This is a genomic window from Phytomonospora sp. NPDC050363 (genome assembly GCF_040655735.1).
Lineage (GTDB): Bacteria > Actinomycetota > Actinomycetes > Mycobacteriales > Micromonosporaceae > Phytomonospora.
Genome location: NZ_JBFAKK010000008.1, coordinates 122,216 through 141,636 on the forward strand (window position 1 = coordinate 122,216; position 19,421 = coordinate 141,636).

19 protein-coding genes are annotated in these 19,421 nt (G+C 71.7%); 12 read left to right on the plus strand and 7 right to left on the minus strand.

Annotated features, from left to right (window positions below):
• Positions 1–82 precede the first annotated feature (82 nt).
• Complete coding sequence (locus AB0I28_RS22455; RefSeq protein ID WP_357496197.1) at positions 83–550, plus strand: pyridoxamine 5'-phosphate oxidase family protein; 468 nt, start codon at positions 83–85, stop codon at positions 548–550.
• Here the strand turns inward: AB0I28_RS22455 and AB0I28_RS22460 are convergent.
• Together AB0I28_RS22460 and AB0I28_RS22465 are read right to left on the minus strand one after the other, a co-directional pair.
• A complete protein-coding gene (locus tag AB0I28_RS22460) occupies positions 526–1,194 on the minus strand; it encodes a cyclase family protein (RefSeq protein WP_357496199.1) in 669 nt (222 codons plus the stop codon). The two genes, AB0I28_RS22455 and AB0I28_RS22460, sit on opposite strands and share 25 nt — an antisense overlap.
• The gene (locus AB0I28_RS22465) at positions 1,191–3,857 is read right to left on the minus strand and encodes a replicative DNA helicase (RefSeq protein ID WP_357496201.1); all 2,667 of its coding nucleotides are present in this window, start codon (positions 3,855–3,857) and stop codon (positions 1,191–1,193) included. The genes AB0I28_RS22460 and AB0I28_RS22465 overlap by 4 nt, the downstream gene beginning before the upstream one ends.
• 349 nt (positions 3,858–4,206) lie before the next feature.
• On the opposite strand from AB0I28_RS22465, the gene AB0I28_RS22470 reads away from it, so the two are divergent.
• The 3 genes from AB0I28_RS22470 to AB0I28_RS22480 all read left to right on the plus strand — a co-directional run bounded on the left by AB0I28_RS22470 (position 4,207) and on the right by AB0I28_RS22480 (position 7,577).
• The gene (locus tag AB0I28_RS22470) at positions 4,207–4,782 is read left to right on the plus strand and encodes a TetR/AcrR family transcriptional regulator (RefSeq protein WP_357496203.1); all 576 of its coding nucleotides are present in this window, start codon (positions 4,207–4,209) and stop codon (positions 4,780–4,782) included.
• 76 nt (positions 4,783–4,858) lie between these two features.
• Complete coding sequence (locus AB0I28_RS22475) at positions 4,859–6,049, plus strand: Cmx/CmrA family chloramphenicol efflux MFS transporter (RefSeq protein WP_357496205.1); 1,191 nt, start codon at positions 4,859–4,861, stop codon at positions 6,047–6,049.
• 112 nt (positions 6,050–6,161) lie between these two features.
• Entirely contained in the window at positions 6,162–7,577 is a 1,416-nt protein-coding gene (locus tag AB0I28_RS22480; protein WP_357496207.1) for a von Willebrand factor type A domain-containing protein, read from the plus strand.
• Here AB0I28_RS22480 and AB0I28_RS22485 read toward each other — a convergent pair.
• Positions 7,574–8,152, minus strand: a complete 579-nt coding sequence (locus tag AB0I28_RS22485) for a TetR family transcriptional regulator (RefSeq protein ID WP_357496209.1) — start codon at positions 8,150–8,152, stop codon at positions 7,574–7,576. The genes AB0I28_RS22480 and AB0I28_RS22485 overlap by 4 nt on opposite strands.
• A 70-nt stretch (positions 8,153–8,222) precedes the next feature.
• Here AB0I28_RS22485 and AB0I28_RS22490 point away from each other — a divergent pair, with 70 nt between their 5' ends.
• From AB0I28_RS22490 to AB0I28_RS22510, 5 genes are all read left to right on the plus strand, one after another.
• Complete coding sequence (locus tag AB0I28_RS22490; protein WP_357496210.1) at positions 8,223–8,963, plus strand: SDR family oxidoreductase; 741 nt, start codon at positions 8,223–8,225, stop codon at positions 8,961–8,963.
• A 159-nt stretch (positions 8,964–9,122) separates the two neighbouring features.
• Complete coding sequence (locus AB0I28_RS22495; protein WP_357496212.1) at positions 9,123–9,734, plus strand: hypothetical protein; 612 nt, start codon at positions 9,123–9,125, stop codon at positions 9,732–9,734.
• A gap of 90 nt (positions 9,735–9,824) precedes the next feature.
• Entirely contained in the window at positions 9,825–10,814 is a 990-nt protein-coding gene (locus AB0I28_RS22500; RefSeq protein WP_357496214.1) for a YafY family protein, read from the plus strand.
• 9 nt (positions 10,815–10,823) lie between these two features.
• Positions 10,824–11,300 carry a GNAT family N-acetyltransferase gene (locus AB0I28_RS22505; protein WP_357496216.1) on the plus strand — a complete coding sequence of 159 codons (477 nt, stop codon included), beginning with the start codon at positions 10,824–10,826 and terminating at the stop codon, positions 11,298–11,300.
• A 107-nt stretch (positions 11,301–11,407) separates the two neighbouring features.
• Positions 11,408–12,157 carry a VOC family protein gene (locus tag AB0I28_RS22510; protein WP_357496218.1) on the plus strand — a complete coding sequence of 250 codons (750 nt, stop codon included), beginning with the start codon at positions 11,408–11,410 and terminating at the stop codon, positions 12,155–12,157.
• A gap of 529 nt (positions 12,158–12,686) precedes the next feature.
• On the opposite strand, the gene AB0I28_RS22515 is transcribed toward AB0I28_RS22510, so the two are convergent.
• The gene (locus AB0I28_RS22515) at positions 12,687–12,920 is read right to left on the minus strand and encodes a MoaD/ThiS family protein (RefSeq protein ID WP_357496219.1); all 234 of its coding nucleotides are present in this window, start codon (positions 12,918–12,920) and stop codon (positions 12,687–12,689) included.
• Positions 12,921–12,927: 7 nt separating this feature from the next.
• Complete coding sequence (gene moaA / locus AB0I28_RS22520; protein WP_357496221.1) at positions 12,928–13,920, minus strand: GTP 3',8-cyclase MoaA; 993 nt, start codon at positions 13,918–13,920, stop codon at positions 12,928–12,930.
• Between the two features lie 113 nt (positions 13,921–14,033).
• Between moaA and AB0I28_RS22525 the strand changes: the two genes are divergently transcribed.
• The 3 genes from AB0I28_RS22525 to AB0I28_RS22535 are packed head-to-tail and all read left to right on the plus strand — an operon-like array spanning position 14,034 to position 17,386.
• Positions 14,034–16,472 carry an FtsK/SpoIIIE domain-containing protein gene (locus tag AB0I28_RS22525; RefSeq protein WP_357496223.1) on the plus strand — a complete coding sequence of 813 codons (2,439 nt, stop codon included), beginning with the start codon at positions 14,034–14,036 and terminating at the stop codon, positions 16,470–16,472.
• Positions 16,469–17,110, plus strand: a complete 642-nt coding sequence (locus tag AB0I28_RS22530; protein ID WP_357496225.1) for a hypothetical protein — start codon at positions 16,469–16,471, stop codon at positions 17,108–17,110. Before AB0I28_RS22525 ends, AB0I28_RS22530 begins: the two co-directional genes overlap by 4 nt.
• A 15-nt stretch (positions 17,111–17,125) precedes the next feature.
• Positions 17,126–17,386: a hypothetical protein gene (locus AB0I28_RS22535; protein ID WP_357496226.1), complete on the plus strand. Its 261-nt coding sequence runs from the start codon at positions 17,126–17,128 to the stop codon at positions 17,384–17,386.
• Between the two features lie 4 nt (positions 17,387–17,390).
• On the opposite strand, the gene AB0I28_RS22540 is transcribed toward AB0I28_RS22535, so the two are convergent.
• Together AB0I28_RS22540 and AB0I28_RS22545 are read right to left on the minus strand one after the other, a co-directional pair.
• On the minus strand, positions 17,391–18,305 hold the full coding sequence (locus tag AB0I28_RS22540) for an SDR family oxidoreductase (protein WP_357496228.1): 915 nt from the start codon (positions 18,303–18,305) through the stop codon (positions 17,391–17,393).
• Positions 18,306–18,362: 57 nt separating this feature from the next.
• Positions 18,363–19,397 carry an aldo/keto reductase gene (locus tag AB0I28_RS22545; RefSeq protein WP_357496230.1) on the minus strand — a complete coding sequence of 345 codons (1,035 nt, stop codon included), beginning with the start codon at positions 19,395–19,397 and terminating at the stop codon, positions 18,363–18,365.
• Positions 19,398–19,421: the final 24 nt, after the last annotated feature.

Below are 19,421 nucleotides of genomic sequence, written 5' to 3' on the forward strand. Positions count from 1 at the left end.
CCCCGGGACCGGCCAACGACGCGCGACCGCGACGGCACTGATCGGACGCGCCCGTCGGTGGTCCACGGGAAAGGAACCCCGCATGCTGCTGCACCCCAGGAAGCTGCACAACCTCTCCACCGAGGAGGCGCTCGCGCGGGTCGGGCAGGTGGCGCTGGGGCGCTTGGTCTACTACTCCCGCGCGCTGCCGAACATCTGGCCGACGACGCACTTCGTCGACGGCGACACGATCGTGATAAACGCGCACTCCGACTCCGACCTCGGCCGGGCCCTGCGGGCCTCACCGCTGAGCCCTTTCGTGACCGCCTACGAGGTCGACGTCTTCGACAGCCGCCACATCGGCTGGTGCGTCGTGGTCACGGGGCCGATGGAGATCCTCACCGAGGAGGAGATCGGGCACCGCGACGGGCTGGCCGCGCTGCGGGCGAAGATTCCCGGGTGGGCGGCCACCGAGGACCTGATGCTGCTGGGCATCCGCGCCGAGGTCGTCAGCGGTTACGAACTCGGCGGTGAGTTGGGCGTGGCTCAGCTGGAGCCGGAGACCGCGTAGGCGCGGACCGGACTGGTCCCCATGCCGGCGACGGCGAGCGGCGCGGCGTGGAAGCGCCAGTGCGCGCAGTCCTCGGGGAGTCGGTCGAGGCCGCGCAGGTGCTCGACCACGACGACGCCCCGGCCGAGCAGGACGGTGTGCGCCGGGCGCTCGGGATCACCGGTGTCGTCCACATTGGACGAGTCGATGCCGACGAGGATCGCGCCGGCGTCGGCGAGCAGTTCGGCCGCCGCGCGGGTCAGGTGGGGCTGGTCGACGGCGTAGGCGTGGGTTCCCCAGTGGCGGTCCCAGCCGGTGCGCACCAGGACGGCCTTCCCTTCGACGTCGAGGCCTTCGAAGGCGCCGGCGTCGATGGCGGTGGTGTCCGGGTGGATCAGCGCGATGGGCAGGTCCACTGTGGAGGCCAGCGGGAGGCCGGACAGGTCGACGCCCTCGGGGAAGCGGTGGTACGGGCTGTCGAGGTAGGTGCCGGTCTGGCCGACCATGTCGAAGTGGCCGAACTGGAAGCAGGTGCCGGGCGCGTAGTTCGGGGCGGACTCCGCGTGGCTGCGAAAGTCGGTGATCTTCGGGGCGGGCAGGCCCGGGACGGTGACCATGCCGTCGGTGATGGGATGGCTGAGGTCGATCACGCTGCGGACGGTCATCCGATGGCCATGTCCACGAAGCGCGACAGGTGGAGCTGCGCGGCGACGGTGATGGTGTCGGTGGGGCCGTTACGGTGCTTGGCGACGATGAAGTCGGCCTCGCCCGCGCGGGGGGATTCCTTGTCGTAGTAGTCCTCGCGGTGGAGGAGGATGACGACGTCGGCGTCCTGTTCCAAACTGTTGTGCATGGCTATGCAGTTGCCTAGGAAATTATGCATGCCTAGGACTGTCGCGTCGTAGACCTCGTGCTCGCCGATCGGTGTCACAGCGGTGATCTCGTCCCACAGGACGTCGTTGGTGGCCATCAGATCGAGCTGGGCGCTGTCGAGCACTTCGGCGACCTTGGCGAGCCGACCTCGGCTGGGTGAGCGTTTCCACATGGCGCTGCCGCAGAACTTGGTGTCCATCGCGTGGGCGAACTGGCGATGGCTCATCTTCTGTTCGGCTAGGGTCGCCCGAACACGGTTCCAGATCTCCTTGGGAACGGTGTCGACGTTGGTGTTGCTGGTGATCTGCTCCAATACCGCGCGCAGTTCGAGGCACTTGAGCCCGCGAGCCCCGTGGCAGCCGACGGATTTCAGGAAGCGCATCTGGTCGTCGCGGTCGGAGATGTCGAGGATGTACTGCGGCCGCACGCCTTCCTTGACGGCGACCGTGCGGAGCCTTCCGCTGATGCCGAAACGCAGCAGCAGTCGGGCCACCTCGTCGAGCATCCGTCGGCTCGTCGAGGAGTAGTAGATCGTGCCACCGCGTCCGTTCTTGCCGACCTGCACCGACCCGTCGGTCGCCCACAGGTGGCGCAGGAAGAGCGCGACCTGCTCCTTCGGCAGGGAGAACACGCCGTCGGGGATGAACTTCTCGTGGGAGCGCAGTCCGAACAGGCCGAGACCGTCGAGCCACGCGGCGATCGGGTTGCGCCTGCCACGTGCGAGCTTGAACGGCGCAGGGAGGCGCAGGGAGGTCGCCCGGGCGGCCTCATGTTCGTCGCGTACGCCCGTGATGCCGAAGTGCTTCGCGGCCTCGGTGACCGCCGTGAGGTTCTCCTCGTCGACGCTGGCGTAGCGGATCGGCTGTCCCTTGACGAAGGATCCGTCGCCGAGGAGGTGGGCGAGCATGACGACTTCGGGTTCGGCCCAGGGAGTGATTCGCAGCGGCGGCGGGATGTGCCGGGGGACGGCGATGCGGGATCCGACGGTGAGTTCCCCGAGCGGCATCCAACCGTCGACGGTGAGAAGCGGGTGGTTCGCCGTGAGATCGACGGTGCGGCCCGAGGACATGGTGAGCCGGTAGGCCTCTTTGCGCCCGCTGGAAAAGGCGTGGGTCAGTGTGCGGGGGACGAGCTTGAGTCGCTCGTCCAGGGCCCAGACGGGGATGTCACGGACCTCGCCGGCCATGAGTTCGCCGATGGTGATCTCGGTGTTGGTGTCGGCGCGCATGAGGCGGGTGGAGGCGGTGACGCAGCCAGATTCACGTAGGTCCGACAGCTGCGGCCGCTTGTCGGTGCGCTGCTCGGGACCACGGTTGAGCTGTGCGACGGCGATGACCGGGCACTCCAGCTCCTTGGCGAGCAGCTTGAGGCCTCGCGACAGTTCGGAGACCTCCTGCTGGCGGCTCTCGACGCGCTTGGGGGAGCTCATCAACTGGAGGTAGTCGACGATGATCAGCTTGAGGTCCTGGCGCTGCTTGAGGCGGCGGGCCTTGGCGCGGATCTCCATGAGGTTCATCGAGGGGCTGTCGTCGACGAACAGGGGCGCCTCGCTGATCTCGCCCATGCGGCGGGCGAGTTTCGTCCAGTCGTCGTCGGAGAGGTCCCCGGAGCGCAGGACGTGCAGGGGGACGCGGGTCTCGGCCGACAGCAACCGCATGACGATCTCGACCTTGCTCATTTCGAGCGAGAAGATCGCCGAGGCGAGGTTGTGGTGCAGCGACGCCGAGCGCATGAAGTCCATGGCGGCGGTCGACTTACCGGCACCGGGTCGTCCGGCGACGATGACGAGCTGGCCGGGGTGGAGGCCGTTGATGAGCCGGTCGAGGTCGGTGAACCCGGTGGGGACGCCGGCCATGGTGCCGCGCGAGCCGATGGCCTCGATCTCGTCGAGGGTGGGCTGGAGCAGCTCGGCCAGCACCGAGTAGTCCTCGTTGACGCGGCGCTCGGTGACGTCGTAGACGGCCTGCTGGGCGAGGTCGACGAGGTCGTCGATGTCGCGTCCCTGCCCGTTGGCGCTGCCGTAGCCGAGCTGCACGATGCGGGTGCCGGCCTCGATGAGGCGGCGCAGGGTGGCGCGCTCGCTGACGATGCGCGCGTAGTACGACGCGTTGGCCGCGGTGGGGACCGAGGAGATCAGCGTGTGCAGGTAGGGCGCGCCGCCGATCTTGCCGATCTCGCCGGAGTTGGTGAGGGCGGCGGCGACGGTGACCGGGTCGGCGGGCTCGCCGCGGCCGTACATGTCGCAGATGACGTCGTAGATGAGGGCGTGCGCGGGCCGGTAGAAGTCGTTGGTGGTGAGGATCTCGACCACGTCGGCGACGGCGTCCTTGGACAGCAGCATGCCGCCCAGGACGCACTGCTCGGCCGCGATGTCCTGCGGCGGCGTGCGCTCGTAGTTTCCGTACTGCTCGGGCGGTGCGTCTTCGACGGACCGCACATCGTCGGTCAGTGCCACCTCGACGCCTCCCGTCTCGTGTGCCGCCCCGTATCCCGGTGTACGCCGCCCGTACGACAAGTTTCCGGGCAGGACACTGCACTGTACGAGCCCCGGGGCGGGCCCTCAAATCCTCCGGTGGACGAAGCTGTGGGCAACCTGTGGATAACCGCCCCCATGTTGTGCACAGTGCTGTGGACAACGTGTGGACAACGGCTGTGAAGAGTCTTCGACAGGCGTGTGAGCTGCTGTTTCGTTGTCCACCGCTTGTGGACGGAGAAAGTCGGCCACGTTGGCACACCTTCGGCGTGTCGTGTCCCACGCCGAGGGTATTGGACCGCGCGATTCAAAACCTGGTAGCGTCCCCGCCATGGGCAGGCCACGGCAGTTCAGTGAGGAGCGGGCGGTCGACGCGGCGATGCGCGTCTTCTGGTCGCAGGGTTACGAGGCGACCTCCACGGAGGCGCTGTGCACGGCCACCGGCCTCGGCCGCTCCTCCATCTACAACACCTTCCACAGCAAGCACGACCTGTTCGCCCGCGCTCTTGAGCACTACATCCAGCTGACCGCCGAGTCGCTGACCTCGGTCCTCGACGGCGAGGGCACGGTCCGCGAACGGCTGCGGCGGCTGCTCGACGTGATCGTCGCCGACGCCGTCGACTCCGGCCGCGACGGCTGCCTCGGCGTGAACTCGATGATCGAGCTCGGCCCGCGCGACGACGCCGTCGACGCGATGCTGCGCAAGGACAAGGAGTGGCGGATCGCGCTGCTGGCCGACGCGGTCCGCTCCGGGCAGCGCGACGGGGAGCTCGCCGCCGGGATGGACCCGGTGTCGGTGGCGCACTTCGTGCTGTCGGTGATCGGGGGGATCCGGGTGGCGGCGCGGTCGGGCAACGATCGCGCGGTCCTCCAGGGCATCGCCGACGTGGCGATGGCCGCCCTCTGACCACCGGTCCGTGTGGACGGGTCCTCACGCCTGCCCAAATTTTGTACCGTTCGATCCAATACTGATTGGGAAACCCTTGACCACCAGCAGAAAGATCCCCCTGGCCGTCTACGTCCTCGGCTTCGCGATCTTCGCCCAGGGCACCTCCGAACTGATGCTGTCCGGGCTGCTCCCCGCCGTCGCGGCCGACCTCGACGTCTCCATCCCCGACGCCGGACTGCTCACCTCCGGCTTCGCCCTCGGCATGCTCGTCGGCGCGCCGGTCCTGGCCGTGGCGACGCTGCGGCTGCCCCGCCGCGCGACGATGCTCGTGTTCCTCGCCGCCTTCGCGCTCTCCCACGTCGGCAGCGCCCTGGCTCCCGGTTACGGGTCGCTGCTGGCGCTGCGCGTCGTCGGTGCCTTCGCCTACGCCGGATTCTGGGCGGTCGCAGCGGTCACGACCGTGCGCCTGGCACCCGAGGGAAGCCGGGGCAAGGCGATGGCCGTGGTCACCGGCGGCCTCACCATCGCCACGATCATCGGCGTCCCCGCCGGCACCTTCGTCGGCCAGCAGGTCGGCTGGCGCGCGGCGTTCTGGGCCGTGGCGGCGCTGACCGCGCTGTCGGCGATCCTGGTCATCACGACCGTCCCGGCCCGCACCGGCGCCGGAGAGACACCCCGCCTGCGCTCGGAACTGAAGGTCATGGCCAACCGCCGCCTGTGGATCGCCTACGTCGCCACCGCCATGTCGGCCGGCTCGGTCACCGCGCTGTTCACCTACCTCGGCGCCATGCTGATCGGCACGACCGGCCTCGGCGAGTCGTGGGTGCCCATCGTGCTGCTGCTCTTCGGCCTCGGCTCACTGGCCGGCATCAGCCTCGGCGGGCGCTTCGCCGACCGCGCCGCCTTCGCCACCCTCACCGTCGGTTTCGCCGGCGTCGCGATCCTCGGCGCCCTGATCTACCTCACCGCGGCCAGCGCCGCCGCCGTCGTCGTGCTCATCGTCCTGCTCGGCGTGCTCGGCTTCATGACCAACCCGGCGGTCAACGTCCGCGTCTTCACCCTCGCCGGCGACGCCCCCACCCTCGCCGGCGCCACCAACATCGCCGCCTTCAACGTCGGCATCACCCTCGGACCATGGCTCGCCGGCCTGCTCATCGACGGTGGCTTCGGCCTCGCCTCCCCCGCGCTGATCACCGTCGCCCTCGCCCTCGTCGGCGTCGCGGTGGTGGGCTGGTCGCGCTCCCTGCGCCACCACGACCCCGCGCCGGTGATGGCGGCGGCGTAACGGCCCGGACACCTTCGGTCTCGGCTGCGCCTCAGCTCGGCCACGGCCGGAACCCGCTCGGCCGATGGCGGGTCGCATCCCCATGAGTCCATCGTGGACCAAGGAGGCTGCCATGACCCGAACCCCGATCATCCGCGCCCTCGTCGCCGGAGCCGCGCTCGCCCTGCTGGCGGGCTGCTCCGGCGGCGGGGCCGGTGACGAGTCCGCGTCCGATACCCCGCCCGGCGACGACGGGCAGTCGACCTTCGCCGTCGACATCGACACCGCCTCGTACGACTACACCGCCAGGCAGCTCGAAGGCGGGAGACTCCCCGACCCGGCGGAGGTCCGGCCCGAGGAGTTCGTCAACGCCTTCCACCAGGACTACCCCGAGCCCGCCGGCGACGGCATCACCGTCAGCGGCGACGGGACGCGCCCGCCCGCCTGGTACGACAGCTCGCCCAACGCGCGGATCATGCGCGTCGGCCTCAAGACCAAGGCGGAGGCCGAGGGCGAGCGCCCGCCGGCGGCGTTGACCTTCGTGGTCGACGTGTCGGGTTCGATGCGTGATCCCGGGAAACTCGACCTGGTGCAGGACGCGCTGCACCACTTGGTCGACGAGTTGCGGGAGTCGGACTCGGTGGCGCTGGTGGCCTACTCGGAGTCGGCGGAGGTGCTGCGGGAGATGACGCCGGTGAAGGATCGCGAGGTGCTGCACGAGGCGGTCGACGCGTTGTCGACCGACAGCGCGACCGACCTGGAGGAGGGGCTGGTCACCGGGTACGAGGTGGCGCGGCGGGCGTTCGTGGCGGGTGCGGTCAACCGGGTGATCCTGTTGTCGGACGGGCTGGCGAACACGGGGTCGACGACGGCGGGGGCGATCTTGGAGCAGGTCGCGACGGAGGCGTCGGACGGGATCGCGCTGCTGTGCGTGGGTGTGGGCACCGAGTACGGGGACGCGCTGATGGAGCAGCTGGCCGACAACGGCGACGGGTTCGCGGTGTACGTGTCGAAGGAGGAGCAGGCGCGGGAGCTGTTCGTGACGCGGTTGGCGGCGACGCTGACGGTGCGGGCGCGTGACGTGAAGGTGCAGGTGACCTTCGACGAGGAGAACGTGGAGTCCTACCGGCTGATCGGTTTCGAGAACCGGGCGGTGGCCGATCAGGACTTCCGCGATGACTCCGTCGACGGCGGGGAGATGGGGCCGGGGCACGCGGTGACGGCGTTGTACGAGCTCGTGTTGCGTGAGGGCGCTTCGGGTTCGGTGGCGGCGGTGAGCGTGCGGTGGCTGTCGCCGGCCGACCGGGGTTCGGAGGAGGTCGCCGCGACGGTGGGTGTGGCCGACCTGGACCGCGACTGGGCCTCGGCGGCGCCGAGGCTGCGGGTTTCCCTCGTGGCGGGGGCGTTCGCGAAGGTTCTTCGCGGCGACGGGGGCCGGGCGTGGCTGCCGTCGCTGGAGGAGGATGCGGGCGCGCTGTTCGCCGCGACGGAGGACGCGCAGGTGAAGCGGCTGGGCGAGCTGATCGCCAAGGCGCGGAAGCTGGGTTAGGGACGGCCGTCGAGGAGGTCGTCGAGGCCCGCCTTGACGCGCTCGACGGTCCAGCCGGCGCGCAGGCGGTGGGCGAGCAGCGGGGCGGCCATGGGGGCGAGGAGGGCGTCGGCGAGGAAGGGCGCGTCGGCGCCGGGCCGTGCTTCGGCGAGGAGCACGGTGAGGTGGGTGGTGTAGGCGTCGTAGGCGCCGCCGAAGCGGGCGAAGGGCGCGGCGGTCTCGGCCATGAGGAGCAGGTCGAGCTGCTCGGCGGTGCGGTCGGCGAGGGCGTGGAGGAAGGCGCGGACGCGGTCGGCGGCGGGGGCGCCGGGGCCCAGGGGTGGGGGGCCTTCGAGGAAGGCGGTCTGGAAGAGGCGCTCGCGGCCGTCGATGAGGGCGTAGGCGAGGCCGGAGCGGTCGCCGAAGCGGCGGTAGAGGGTGCCGACGCCGACTCCCGCGGCGGCGGCGACGTCGGCCATGGCGAGGGCGTCGACGCCGTGTCTGGTGACGATGTCGTTGGCGGCCGCGAGGATCTTGGCGCGGTTGCGGGCCGCGTCGGTGCGTTCGGGGCGGCCTGGCCGGGTGACGGCGTTCACGGGGTCAGGGTACCGCCGGGACTTGCAGGCGGAATAGATTCCGTTTAGAGTCAAGCGGAATCCATTCCGATTGGAGCACCTCATGGCCCGCAAAGTCGCCCTGATCACCGGCGGGAGCCGGGGAATCGGCGCCGCCATCGCCCGCCGCTTCGCCCCCACGCACGACGTCGTGATCACCTACGTCGGCGCCACCGAACGCGCCGAAGCCCTCGTCGAGGAACTGCACGCCACCGGCGCGCGGGCCCTCGCCGTGCGGACCGAGGCCGCCGACGCCGCCGACCTCCGCGCCGCCGTCGACCGCACGGTCGCCGAGTTCGGCCACGTCGACGTCGTCGTCGGCAACGCGGGCATCGCGCCCTATGGCCCGCTTGCGGACGTGACCCTCGACGAGGTCGACCGGACACTGGCGATCCATGCCCGCGCCTCCTTCCTCCTCGCCCAAGCCGCCGCCCCCCACATCCCCGACGGCGGCCGCATCGTGTTCATCGGCAGCAGCCTCGCCGACCGCGTCCCCTACGCCGGCTGGTCGCTGTACGCGATGAGCAAATCGGCCCTCTCCGGCCTCGCCAAGGGCCTCGCCCGCGACCTGGGCCCACGAGGAATCACGGTGAACGTCGTGGCTCCGGGGTCCACGGACACCGAGATGAACCCGTCCGACGGACCCGACGCCGACGAGGAGCGCTCGTTCACGGCCCTCGGGCGGTACTGCTCCCCCGACGACATCGCCGCGACTGTTGCACACCTCGCGGGGGACGGGGGACGGATGATCACCGGCGCGGTGCTGGCGGTGGACGCGGGGGTAACGGCTTAGGAAGGGCAAAGGGCACCAGAGCGCCGGCCGAGGTGGAGCCAGGGTGGCCCGGCCGGAGGCCAAGGCGAAGCCCCCGGCCGGGGGTTGACCTTAGGAGGTCGGGGACACACGACCGAGCCCCCGGCCGCCTCCCAAGCCACCCCCACTACCCTCCGCCCCATGCCACTCGACCCCGAAGCGTTCCACGCCCACGCCCTCGCCGCCGCCGACGCCGACCACCGCCTCCCCCTGGCCCGCATGACGTCGTGGGACATCAGCCCCTTCGAACCCGACGGCCTTCGCGTGTCTCCCCTGCGCCCGCCCGTCCTCCCCGAGGCGGCACGGCACGGCGAGGACCCCGCCGACTGCCGCCCCTGCCGCAACCGCGACGAGGGCATCTGGTTCAACGACCACTGGCGCCTGGAGCGGGTCAAAGGGGTCGGCGTGCCCCTGGTCCTCATGCTCTACCCGCGCGACCACCACGACATGGCCGACCTGCCCGACGACCTCGCCGCCGAGCTGGGCCTGCTCAGCACCCGCCTGGTCCGACACGTGCAAGCCCTGCCGTACATTGCGCGGGCCCACGTCTACCGCATCGGCGACGGCGCCGCTCACCTGCACGTCTGGTTCTTCGCCCGCCCCGCCGGCATGGGCCAGCTCTTCGGGTCGTGGCTGCCGGTGTGGGACGACCTGCTCCCGGAGTACCCCGCGGAGGTCGCCGACGCCGACGCCGCGCTCGTCGCCGAGGCCCTGATCGCCTCCCACGGTGGCCGCCGGACGCCGGCCCCCTAGACCGGCGGTGGGGATCACCCGGTCCCCGCGGTCCCCAGCAGGAACCGGCTAGGACACGTGCTGTCCTAGCCGGGATGGAGAATGGTGCCCATGTGGGAAACCTCCGCTCGCCTCCTCCGGCTCCTCTCGCTGCTCCAGACCCCGCGCGACTGGTCGGGCGCCGAGCTCGCCGAGCGGCTGGGCGTCGACGGCCGTACGGTCCGGCGCGACATCGACAAGCTGCGCGGCCTGGGTTACCCGGTCAACGCCACCCCCGGGGTGCCGGGTTACCGATTGGGGGCGGGAGTGAAGATGCCGCCGCTGCTTCTCGACGACGAGGAGGCCGTCGCGGTCACCGTCGGGCTGCGCACGGCGGCCGGTGGCGGTGTCGCCGGGATCGAGGAGGCCTCGCTGCGGGCCCTGGGCAAGCTGGAGCAGCTGCTCCCGTCGCGGCTGCGGCATCGCGTCGCGGGTCTCAACGCCGTCATCACCGCCATGCCCGGCGGCTCGGTCGTCGACCCCGACGTCCTGGCCGCCGTCGCCTCGGCCACGCACGCCCACGAGCAGCTCCGCTTCGACTACGCCGGCCGGGACGGCGCGAGCACCCGTCGCCGGACCGAACCGCACCGGCTCGTCCACTCCGGCCGCCACTGGTACCTGCTGGCCTGGGATCTCGATCGCGAGGACTGGCGCAACTTCCGCGTCGACCGCCTCAGCCTGCGCGTGCCCGCGGAGGGAGGCCTCTCGTCCCACCGCGCGCTGTTCGCCGGCCCGAAGTTCTCGCCGAGGGAGCTGCCCGAGGACCCCGGCCTGCATGTTTCCCGCGGCATCTCCACCGGGGTCTACCGCTATCAGGGCGAATTCCTGCTGCGGGTGCCGCTGGCGGTCGCCGCCGTGGAGATCTCGCCCACGGTCGGCGCGCTCGAAGCCGTCGACGAGGGCAGTTGCCTATTGCGCGCCGGTTCGAACTCCCTGGACGAACTCGCGCTTTACGTGGCCCTTTTCGGGTTTCCCTTCGAGGTCATCGGGCCGCCGGAGCTGGTCGCGCGGGTCGGGGAGCTGGCGGAAATGCTGACGACCGCGGCCGCGCCTCGGAGCTAGGTTGGCGGCATGCAGAACGAAGTCACCGTCCGCCGCCTGACCGCCGACGACCTCGACGTCGCCAGGACCGTCCGCCTCGCCGCTCTTCAGGACTCGCCGACGGCGTTCCTGTCGACCTACGCCGACACCGTCAAGCGCACCGATCAGCAGTGGCTCGACTGGCTGGGCGCGATCGCGGTCTATGGGGCCTTCCTCGACGGTGAGCCGGTCGGGATGGCCGGTGGCTGGCGCGACCCGGTAAACGACCCGGGCGTCACCGAGCTGATCGCGATGTGGGTGTCGCCGCAGGCGCGTGGGCACCGGATCGCGCAGCGCCTGGCCGACGCGATCGTCGGTTTCGCCCGTGAGGCCGGCGACAAGGCCGTGCACCTGGAGTTCATCGCGGGCAACGACAGCGCCGAGGCGGCCTACCTGCGCTACGGCTTCGCGCACATCGGCCCGCGCAAGCCCGATCAGCGCGACCGGAGCATGTGGCTCGACCTCTGACCGGGGGTTTCTGTCACAGGCGGCGCTTATCGTCGACGTCGAGGGCAGGGCTGCGTCGACGGCCTGCTTCACCGAGGGCAGACCCTCACCGAAGGCATGGAGGCGCGATGGCCGAGGAGACCGAACCCCGGGTGACGGCGAAGAGCTTCCACGAGCAGCCGGGCGTGGAGGACTGGCGCGTGCTGTTCTGGGGCGCCCATGCGCATTATGTGTGCGACTCGCTGAGACACGCCGTCGCGCTCGTCGACGAGATCGCCGCGGTCGCCGAGGAGGTCGGCCACTCCCCGGACATCGACGTGCGCCCGCACGGCGTCACGATCCGCACGGCCACCCGCCGCAGCGGCGGTCTGGGGCCCCTCGACGCCGTACTGGCCAGACGGATCTCCGAGCGGGCCCGGGCCGGCGGGTACCGGTCCGACCCCTCGACGCTCCTGGTCACCGGGATCGCCGTCGCGCAGGACAGGGGTGCCGACGTGCGCCCCTTCTGGGCGGCGGTCATGGGCTACGAACTCGTCGACGACGCCGACGCGATCGACCCGCAGCGCCGCAACCCGCACGTGTGGGTCCACGAACTGACCCCGCCGAAACCCGGCCGCGGCCGCACCCACATCGACCTGTCCATGCCCGCCGACCACGCCGAGGCCCGCGTCGCCGCTGCGCTGGTGGCGGGTGGCAGGCTCGTCAGCTCCTCGCCGGAGGGGTGGACGATCGCCTCGCCGGAGAACCACGGGATCGACATCGCGATCTGGCCGGACTTCGAGGACTTCGGCGACGAGGAGGGGGAAGAGGGCGAGGGAGGCGGGCGGAGCGAGCAGAACCAGGGGGACGTCGAGGGCGGAGATAAAGGCGGGGCCTAGGGAGGGGTGCGCCGGAGGTGGAGCCGCCGGCTCGTGCCGGGGCAGGGCGAAGCCGGGTGGAGATACCCGAAGCCGAGCCTGCGGCCGGTGCGTGGACAGGAACGAAGTCGGTCTTGGCGGGTGGCGAGAGACGGCAGCACATCGACGCTGACGCCCTGGGCGAGCGGTCTGCCGCGCCAAGCGCTGGGGTGGGGGCAACCGGAGCTGAGTCGCCGATCCGTACTCGGGCCAGTGCGGAGTGGGATGCTCGCGGCCCACGCGAGGTGGCGGCATGCCGGCGGCGACGTTTCGGCGAGCGGCCGCCGTGCCGGGGGCTAGGGTGTGTCCTGGTGATCTTGTGGGTGCGAGTCCGCCGCAGCCCCGCAGTGATCACCCGGACACGGCCTAGGGCGGGGTATTTCGAATCCTGCCCGCCGGCCGGCGAGCGGCGCCCGAACAGACCGAAGCGTGCCTGCGTCCCACCTACGTCCCAGCAGTACTCCGGCCGTGCCTCCCTCACCCGGCCGTGCCCCCGCGCCCCTTCCCCGCCTTAACCCCCCGCGAAGGGCGGCAGCACGTCGACGGTGACGCCGTCGGCGAGCGGGCCGCCGCGGGTGGCGACGCCGTCGGCGAGGAACGACGACACCGACAGCACCCGGGCCAGGGGCTCGCCGAACTTGTCGGCGAGTTGGGTGCGCAGGGTGTCCAGGTCGGGGGCGTCGAGGGTGGTCTCGTTCGTGCCGGCGGCGGCGCGGGCGGCGGCGAAGAAGCGGACGGTGATCACGGGGCGGTCAGCCTCCGATCGCGGACATGGGGCGGGGCGGCTGGAGGAAGCTCGGGTCGTCGATGTCGTGGCCGGGCTTCTTGGCTCTCATGGCGCCCCGCCAGAGGTCGGCGAGTTCGGCGTTGGCGGCACCGGCGCGCAGGGCGCCGCGCAGGTCGGTCTCGGTGGTGGCGAACAGGCAGGCGCGGACCTGGCCGTCGGCGGTGAGGCGGGTGCGGTCGCAGTCCCCGCAGAAGGGGCGGGTGACCGAGCCGATGACGCCGACGGTGGCGGGGCCGCCGTCGACGAGCCATTCCTCGGCGGGCGCGGCACCGCGCGGCTTGTCCGACGGCGCGAGTGTGTACGCGGCGCGCAGCGAGGCCAGGATCTCCTCGGCGGTGACCATCTCGTCGCGGCGCCAGCCGTGCTGGGCGTCGAGGGGCATCTGCTCGATGAAGCGCAGCCGGTAGCCGTGTTCGAGGGCGAAGGCGAGCAGGTCGACGGCCTCGTCGTCGTTGACGCCGCGCATCAGCACGGTGTTGATCTTGACGGGGGTCAGGCCCGCCTCGGCGGCCGCGGCCAGGCCGTCGAGGGTGTCGGTGAGGCGGTCGCGCAGCGACAGCTCCTTGAAGCGCTCGGGGCGCAGGGTGTCCAGGGAGACGTTCACGCGGTCGAGGCCGGCGGCCTCTAGCGCGGCGGCGGTCCTGGTCAGCCCGATCCCGTTGGTCGTGATCGACACGCGCGGGCGCGGCTCCAGCGCGGTCGTGCGGGCCACGATCTCGGTCAGGCCGGGCCGCAGCAGCGGCTCGCCGCCGGTGAAGCGGACCTCGCGCACGCCCAGCTCCTCGACCGCAACGCTCACCAGGCGCACGACCTCGTCGTCGGTGAGCAGCGTGGTCTTGGGCAGCCACGCCAGTCCTTCGGCGGGCATGCAGTAGGTGCAGCGGAGGTTGCAGCGGTCGGTGAGCGACACGCGCAGGTCCACCGCGGTGCGGCCGTAGCGGTCGGTCAGTCCAGACATACCTCTGACGGTAGCTCTCCCATGTGACAGGTCCGTTGCGTGTGCGGACTGTCGGGCGCGCCGCGAGACCAATAGGCTTAGGCGACACGCCGAGACGACAGTGGGGACACGACGTGGTGACCGGGCGTCTGCGAAAGGTTCTTGACGAGGCCGGCGCGCGCCACCAGCGCGCGGTCGGGCGGGTACAGGCGGCCTCGGCCGCCCTCGAACAGGTCGCCGGCGGCGCGATGGTCGCCGATCCGGCCGCCTACGAGTCGGCCGCGGGGCGAATGGCCACCGCCGCGACCCGCATTCCCGCAGACGCGCGTTTCCTGCGCATCGGCGAGTTCACCTACGGCTCCCGGCGGGCGCCGGTCGTGGTCCCCTTCCTCGGCACCGCGCACCTGGTCACCGACGTCGACACGCGCGACCAGCGGGTCGCCGACCTGCTCAAGGGCGTCATCCCGCAGCTGTTCACCGGCGCCGACCCGGGCTCGCTGCGGGTCAAGTGCGTCGACGCCGCCGGGCTCGGCGCGGCCTTCGCGCCCTTCCGGCCGCTCGTCGACGCCGGGGTGCTCAGCGCGCCCATCACCGACCAGAACGGCTTCCGCGCACTGCTCGACACCGCCGAGGCCCACGTGCGCTCGCGCCTCGACGGCGGTGAGGGCCCCACGCTGGTGCTGATCATCGCCTCGGCGCCCCCGCACTCCAAGACCGACGCCGAACGCCTCGACGCCCTCGCCCGCAGCGGCGCGGCGGCCGGCCTCCAGATCATCGCCTGCGGCTTCAGCGGCCTGGCCGGTTCGGTGCAGGTGTCCATAAGGGAGGGGTACGCCGAGGTCGGCGACGGTCCCGGCGCGGCCTACAGCGCCGACGGTTCCGGCCTCGCCGCCCGCGTGATCCTCGACGCCGCCCCCGACGCCGACGACCTCGCCTCCCTGGCCACGGCCCTGGCCGGGCGCGAGCGCGACGCGCTGCGCATCGGCTTCGCCGACCTCGTCCCGCAGCAGCTGTGGACCGAGCGCGCCGACGAGGGCCTGCGCACCATCGTCGGGCGCGGCGAGAACGGCCCGGCCGTGCTGTCCTTCGACGACGCCACGCCGCACTGGCTGGTCGGCGGGCGCACCGGCGGCGGCAAGACCGTCTTCCTCCTCGACGTCCTCTACGGCCTGGCCGCGCGCTACTCCCCCGACGAGCTGGCCCTGTACCTCCTCGACTTCAAGGAGGGCGTGTCCTTCACGGAGTTCACGCCCAGCGAGCTCGACCCGACCTGGATCCCGCACGCCCGCGCGGTGGGCGTGGAGTCCGACCGCGAGTACGGCGTGGCGGTCCTGCGCGAACTCACCGGCGAGATGACCCGGCGCTCGGTGGCCATGAAACGCGCCGGGGTGACCCGCTACGCGCAGCTTCGCCGGCAGCGGCAGGTGCCGCGCGTCGTGCTCGTCGTCGACGAGTTCCACGTCCTCTTCCAGGGCAACGACAAGGTCGCCCGCGAGGCGGTCGCGCTGCTGGAGGACCTGGCGCGCAAGGGCCGCTCGTACGGCATCCACATGATCCTGGCCAGCCAGACCGTCTCGGGCATCGAGGCGCTGTACACCAAGAAGGACTCCATCTTCGGGCAGTTCCCGATGCGCGTCGCCCTTCCCGGCGCCAACTCCGTGCTCGACGTCCTCAACACCGCCGCCGCCGGGCTGCGCATCGGTGAGGCGATCGTCAACCCCGCCGGCGGCATCCGCGACCACAACGGACTCGTCCGCTTCCCCAACGCCCACGACGGCTCGGGAACCCTCGACACGCTGCGCCACCACATGTGGGAGCGCCGCGCCGCCGATTCGCAGCCGCCGCCGGTGTTCGCCGGCTACGCCGAGCAGCGCCTCGACGACGACCCCTCCTTCGCCGAACTGGGCGAGTCGGCCGCGCCGCGCGCGTTCGTCGGACGGGCCGTCGACCTGCTGTCGAGCACCGCGGCGGTCACCCTCGACGCCGGGCCCGGCCGCCACCTCGCCGTGCTGGGCGCCGACCCGGGCGGCGCCGAAGTCCTCGCCGCGGCCGCCCGGTCCCTGGCACGGCAGCGGCCGGGCGCGCGCTTCCTCGTCGTGGCGGCCACCGCGCCCCAGGTCGTCGAGGACACCATCCTGTCCATCGCCGAAGGCGGCGTCAGCGTCGCGCGCCACATGATGGCCGACCTGCCCGCGATCATCGACGACCTCGCCGACGAGCAGGTCACCGACACCTTCCTCATCGGCTTCGGCCTCGACGCGGCCACCCTCGACCGCGCCCAGACCCAGAAACTCTCGGCGATCCTGCGCCGCGGGCCCGCCCGGGGCGTCCACGTCGTCGGCTGGTGGCGCACCATGCGGCGCTTCTCCGAGGATCTGGGCGGCTCGACCGGCCGCGAGGACGTCGCCTGCGCGGTCGTCCTCAACATCCCCGGCGGCGAACTCACCGGCCACTTCGGACAGTCGCTCGCCGACTGGCAGCCGCGCCCCAACCGCGCCCTGCTCATCGACCGGCACGCCGACACCCGGACGCTGATCCTGCCCTACAGCGCAGCGGAGGACCTCACCATATGAGCGCCTGGGACGACTACCTCGCCGCCGCGCGGGAACTGGCGCGGCTGCGCGCCACCGACACCACGACCGGCGCCAACCGGGAGACCTGGGTCGGCGCCCGTCGTGCCGAACTCGCCGACATCGGCACCAACCTCACCCGGCAGCGCACCTCGCTGGAGAACGTCGCCTCCGTCGCGCGCCTCCCGCTTCGCCTGGAGGCGCCCGCGCCGGCGCACCTGGCCGGCGCCGACGTCGCCGAGGTCCTGCGCGGCGCCCACGACGACACCCTCGCCGCCGACGCGCTGGTGAGGGAGACCGACTACCTCGCCCACCGGCCGCCGCTGCTGCCGCGCTGGCGCGCCGACGAGCGCAACGCCGTCGTCTACGGGCTGTGGGCGGCGCTGGGGCTGCTCGTGCAGGTCGGTGTCATGGTCAACGCCGCCGCCAGGGAGGACACCCTCTCCGGGCGCGGCTGGGTCGCCTTCATCTGCTTCCTCGTGCCCTTCGTAGCCTTCGGGCTGGGCTGGCTGACGATCGGCGTGGTCGGGCGCCCACGGCTCGGCGACGACAAACTCGCACGTAACCCTCGCCTCGGGCTGATCGTTTGTCTGAGTACATGGCTGGTCGTGTGCGTCACCGGCACGCAGGTCCTGTTCTAGCGAGGGGAGACGTCCATGGCGGACATCGAGAGCGTCAAGGCCCGGCTGGCCGAGTCCGTGCGGCTCATGGAGGGCGCGATCGACCACAGCACGCCCGTTCTGGACAAGCTCGACGAGGCCGGCGGGCAGCTGTCGGGGGTCACCAAGGGCAGCGGGCACGACCAGGCCGGGGAGGCCCTGTCGATGCTCCAAGGGGCCAGGGACCGCCTCGAAGAGGCGATGACCCTGGCCCGTGGAGCGATCGACGAGGCCACCGCCTATTCCCAGGCGCTGTGACCGCTCAGCGGTACCCGGTCGTGTCGGCGGGTCTCCCGGCGTCCTGCACCTCGACGATGTAGCGCCAGGCGTCCGGGCGGCTGCCGTCGAGGTCGGTGAAGCCGTACTCCTGCGCGAGCCCGCCGCTGGACACCGACTCGCCGTTCCGGCGCGTCACGTCGGGGTCGGCGGCCAGCGCGGCGACGGCCCGGCCGGTGTAGCGCGGGGTCTCCGAGATCGCGAAGTGCGGCTCCTTGGCCAGCGCGTCACGCCAGTTCTCCTCGGTGACGCCGAAGAGTTCGAGCATGATCTCCGAGCGCATCCAGCCCGGCGACAGCGACACCGCCGCCGCTCCCAGCGGGCCGATCTCCTTGCCCAGCGCCCAGCCCATCCGGTTCACCGAGGTCTTGGCGAGGTCGTAGAAGAAGGAGACCCGGTAGTTGTCGCGGTTGTACTCGGCCGTCCCGTCGGTCATCTCGACGACGAGGCCGCCGGGGTTCTTCAGCAGCAGCGGCAGGGCGTGGTGGCTGGTGACGATGTGGGTGTCGACGGCCAGCCGCAGGATGTGGAGTCCCTTGTCGAGGTCGTGCTCCCACAGTTTGGCGTCCCAGCTGAACAGCAGCTCCCCGCCCCAGATGTTGTTGACCAGGACGTCGAGGCGGCCCTGCTCGGCGTCGATCCGCTCGACGAGCGCCTTGACCTGCGCGGGGTCGAGGTGGTCGACCTTGACCGCGACCGCCTTGCCGCCGACGGCCTCGACCGCCTCCGCGGTGTCCTCGATCGTCTCCGCCCGGTCCATCTCCGAGCGGCCCTCGCGGGTGCTGCGCCCGGTGAGGTAGACCGTCGCCCCGGCCGCCCCCAGTTCGATCGCGATGCCCTTGCCCGCCCCGCGCGTCGCCCCGGCGACCAGCGCGATCTTGCCCTCCAGTGGTTTGATCATGTCCAGGATCCTGACAGCAATCCTTGACAGGGGCCGTCAACATTGCCGCGGCCGATTTCAGGCCGCGACCGCCCGGCGGCGGCGCAGGGACGCGTCGAGCAGGGCGGGTGGGGCGTCGAACTTCTCCCCGGGGGCCAGATCCAGGCCGGGGGCCACGATCGCGTCGACTGCGTCGAGGACGTCGGCGCCGAGCACGGTGTCGGCCGCGGCCAGCTGCGAGCGCAGGTGGTCGGTCGTGCGGGGGCCGATGAGCGCGCTCGTCACGGCCGGGTGGGCGGTGACGAATCCGAGCGCGAGCTGGATGAGGGTCAGGCCGGCCTCGTCGGCGACGGTCGCCAGGCGCTCGACGGCGTCGAGTTTGGCGCGGTTGACGGGCAGCGCGGTGTCGAAGTGCTGCGGCATGAAGGCCGCGCGGCTGTTGGCGCCGAGGCGTCCCTCGCGGATCGCTCCCGACAGCCAGCCGCCGGCCAGCGGGCTCCAGGCCAGCACGCCGAGGCCGTACTCCTCGGCGACGGGCAGCACGTGCGTCTCGGCGCCGCGCTGGAGGATCGAGTAGGGCGGCTGCTCGGTGGTGTAGCGGCTCAGGCGGTGCTCGCGGGCGGCCCACTGAGCCTGGACGATGCGGTGGGCGGGGTAGGTGGAGGTCCCGAAGTAGCCGATCTTGCCGGCGCGCTGGAGGTCGGTGAGGGCCGAGAGGGTCTCCTCGTCGCTGGTGGCGGGGTCCCAGCGGTGGAGTTGGTAGAGGTCGACGTGGTCGACGCCGAGGCGGCGGAGGCTGTCGTCGAGCGCGGTGGTCAGCCAGCGCCGGGAGCCGCCGCGGTGATTGCGCTCCTCGCCCATGGGCATGCAGGCCTTCGTGGCCAGCACGATGTCCTCGCGGCGGCCGGCGACGGCCTTGCCGACCATCTCCTCGGACTCGCCGTCGGAATACCAGTCGGCGGTGTCGATGAGGTTGACGCCGGCGTCGAGGGCGGCGTCGACGATGGCGGTCGCCTCCTCCTGGGTGGTGCGCCCGATGGCGCCGAGGTTCATGGCGCCGAGCGCGAGGGTGCTGACCTGTACGCCGGTGCGTCCCAAGGTGCGGTACTGCATGACGGTGCCTCCTGGCAGAATGTA